Source organism: Ilumatobacter sp. (genome assembly GCF_049588435.1).
In the GTDB taxonomy this organism is placed as follows: Bacteria; Actinomycetota; Acidimicrobiia; order Acidimicrobiales; family Ilumatobacteraceae; genus Ilumatobacter_A.
In genome coordinates, this window is record NZ_JBAVYV010000164.1 from 1 (window position 1) to 3,058 (window position 3,058).

2 protein-coding genes are annotated in these 3,058 nt (G+C 65.9%); both read right to left on the minus strand.

The genetic code is table 11. The features are described from left to right. Window positions 1–958 (minus strand): ABC transporter substrate-binding protein (locus tag WBV89_RS06065; protein ID WP_423980441.1); only part of this gene is annotated, 958 nt, incomplete at its 3' end. A gap of 173 nt (window positions 959–1,131) precedes the next feature. Continuing rightward, the coding region (infB, locus tag WBV89_RS06070; RefSeq protein WP_423980442.1) for a translation initiation factor IF-2 at window positions 1,132–3,058 on the minus strand (1,927 nt) is incomplete at its 5' end.

Consider the following 3,058-nt stretch of genomic DNA (forward strand, 5'->3'; position numbering starts at 1 on the left):
CGACCGACTCCGGATCGGAACCCTGGATGGCGTTCAGGTCACCACCGAAGAAGAGGTCGTTCCGGCTGGCCGGATCGGTGACCGGGACGAACTCGATCGAGTCGAGGTAGACGTCGCCACCCCACCAATCGTCGTTGCGCACGAACGTCGTGATCGAGTCCTCGGAACGGGAGTCGAACATGAACGGTCCGGTACCCACCGGCTGCTGGTTGAGCGTCGGGTCGGCGAGCGCGGCGTCGATCCATGCGGGCGAGGCCACGTAGCCGAGCTGCGACGAGAGCGCACCCGGGAAGTAGCGGTTGCCTTCGAGCAGGTTGAACTGGACGGTGAGGTCGTCGATGACCTCGGTCGCCCCCTCCTCCGGGTAGTACGGAGCGACGGCGAGGCCGACGAGCGGATCGGCCCGCTGGGTCTCGAAGTTCTTGACGACGGCGTCGGCGTTCAGCGGTGTCCCGTCGTGGAACAGGATGTCGGGACGGAGTGTGACGGTCCACTGGGAGAAGTCGTCGTTCGGCTCGACCGACTCGGCGAGGTACGGGACGAAGTCGCCCTCCGGTGTCGGCGCAGTCAGATTGTCGAACACTGCATTCGCCATCATCAGGCCCGGTGCGGACAGCGCCGAGGACGTCGGGTTGATGCCATCGACGTCGGCTTCGAGGCCGTAGCGCAGTGTGCCGCCCTGCTGCGGGTCGCCTTCGTTCGAGACCGGAAGATCGCCCGACTCGTCACCCGAGTCGTCGGCTTCGGTGTCAGCGGTTTCCTCGTCGCCGGTGTCTGCGGCTTCGGTGTCAGCGGTTTCGTCGCCGGTGTCGGCGGCTTCGGTGTCCACGGGTGCCTCGGTGTCGCCCGTGTCTGCCTCGTCCGAAGCGTCCGTTGCCGGAGCGGTGGCGGCGCCGCCATCGTCGGCACCGCCATCGTCATTGCCCCCGCACGCAGCGGCGATGAGCGTGAAGCCCACCAGGGCCGCTACGCCCGCTCTCGTACCTCGTCGCGATGATCGCATCCGCTTGTTCCCCCTTGGAATCGGTGTCCGTTGGTGCGTGACTACTGTCACGCACGGGCACCATAGCGGCTCGCGACCGACCCACCGAATTCAGGACGAACGATCTCTGAAGAACGTTCACCGAACCGTCACAGGGACGTGCGTTCGACCTCGATGTCCTCGTAGGTCTCGATGATGTCGCCCGGCTTGAGGTCCTGGAAGTCGTCGAGTCCGATGCCACATTCGAAGCCCTCGCGGACCTCTCGTGCATCGTCCTTGAAGCGACGCAGCGACGCGATCGCTCCCTTCCAGATGATCGTTCCGTCCCGCAGGAAGCGCACCTTGGAACCGCGGGTGATGACACCCGACTGCACCATGCAACCAGCGATCGCGCCCTGCTTGGGCACCCGGAAGATCTCGCGGACCTCGGCCTCGCCGGTGACCTGCTCGACGTACTCGGGGTCGAGCATGCCGATCATCGCCTGCTCGATGTCCTCGAGCAGTTTGTAGATGATCTCGTAGGTTCGGATCTCGACCTCGGCATGTTCGGCGGCCTTGCGGGCCTTACCGTCCGGGCGGACGTTGAAGCCGATGATCGTGGCATTGGTCGCCTCGGCGAGGGTGATGTCGTTCTCGGTGATCCCGCCGACGGCGCGATGCACGAACGACAATTCGACCTCGTCGCGGTCGAGTTGGCGCAGCGATGAGGTGACCGCTTCGAGCGAACCCTGGACGTCGGCCTTGATCAGCAGGTTGAGCTGAGCCTTCTCGCCGGACTGGATCTGGGCGAAGATGTCTTCGAGCTTCGTCCCGGTCTTGACCCGGCTGTCCTCACGGAGATGACGCGCCTTGAGTCGCAGTGCGCGGGCCTCGCCGACGGACTGGGCGATCTTCGGATCGGGCGCCGCGCGGAACTCGTCGCCGGCTTCGGGCACGTCGGACAGACCGAGCACCTGGACCGGCGTGGAGGGCCCTGCCGACTTGATCTGCTCACCCTTGTCGTTGATCATCGCTCGGACCTTGCCCCACGTACCACCGGCGACGATCGGGTCACCGACGTTGAGCGTGCCCTTGTCGACGAGCACGGTGGCCACGGGGCCGCGTCCCTTGTCGAGCTGCGCTTCGATCACGATGCCCTTGGCACGACCCTCGGGGTTGGCCTGGAGCTCTTCGAGTTCGGCGACGACCTGCAGTTGCTCGATCATCTCGGCGACACCGTCGCCGTTGAGCGCTGACATCTCGACGACGATCGTGTCGCCACCCCATGACTCGGGAACCAACTCGTACTCGGCGAGTTGCGTCAACACTCGTTGCGGATCGGCGTTGTCCTTGTCGATCTTGTTGACCGCCACGACGATCGGCACGTCGGCCGCTTGCGCGTGGTTGATCGCCTCGATCGTCTGAGGCATGAGACCGTCGTCGGCCGCGACCATCAACACCACGATGTCGGTCGCCTCGGCTCCTCGGGCACGCATCTGCGTGAACGCAGCGTGGCCGGGTGTGTCGAGGAACGTGACCGAACCGTTCTCGTTGGTGACGGTGTACGCACCGATGTGCTGGGTGATCCCGCCGGCCTCGCCGTCGACGACGTTGGCGCCGCGGATGCGGTCGAGCAACGTGGTCTTGCCGTGGTCGACGTGGCCCATGACCGTGATCACGGGTGCCCGCGGCTGCAGGTTCTCGTCGTCGTCGGAATCGTCGAACAACTTCTGGAGTTCGACCTCTTCCTGCTGACCCGGCTCGACGAGCAGGATCTCCGCGCCGACTTCGAGCGCGAACAGCTCCATCTGCTCGTCCGCGAGCGTCATCGTCGCGGTCACCATCTCACCGTTGGTGAGCAGGAACCGGACGACGTCGGCTGCGGTGCGGTTCAGCTTGGGACCGAACTCCTGCGCCGACACGCCGCGCTCGATGACGATCTCGCCCTCGGGGACGGGAACGTCGGACGACGTGTACTGGGTCGCCTGTGGCTGGAGATCTTCCTGATCGCGACGACGCCGACGACGGCCGGTGCGACGCGGGGGCCTGCGACCTCCGCCCGGACGACCTGCGCCACCGGGGCGCGGACCGCCGGGT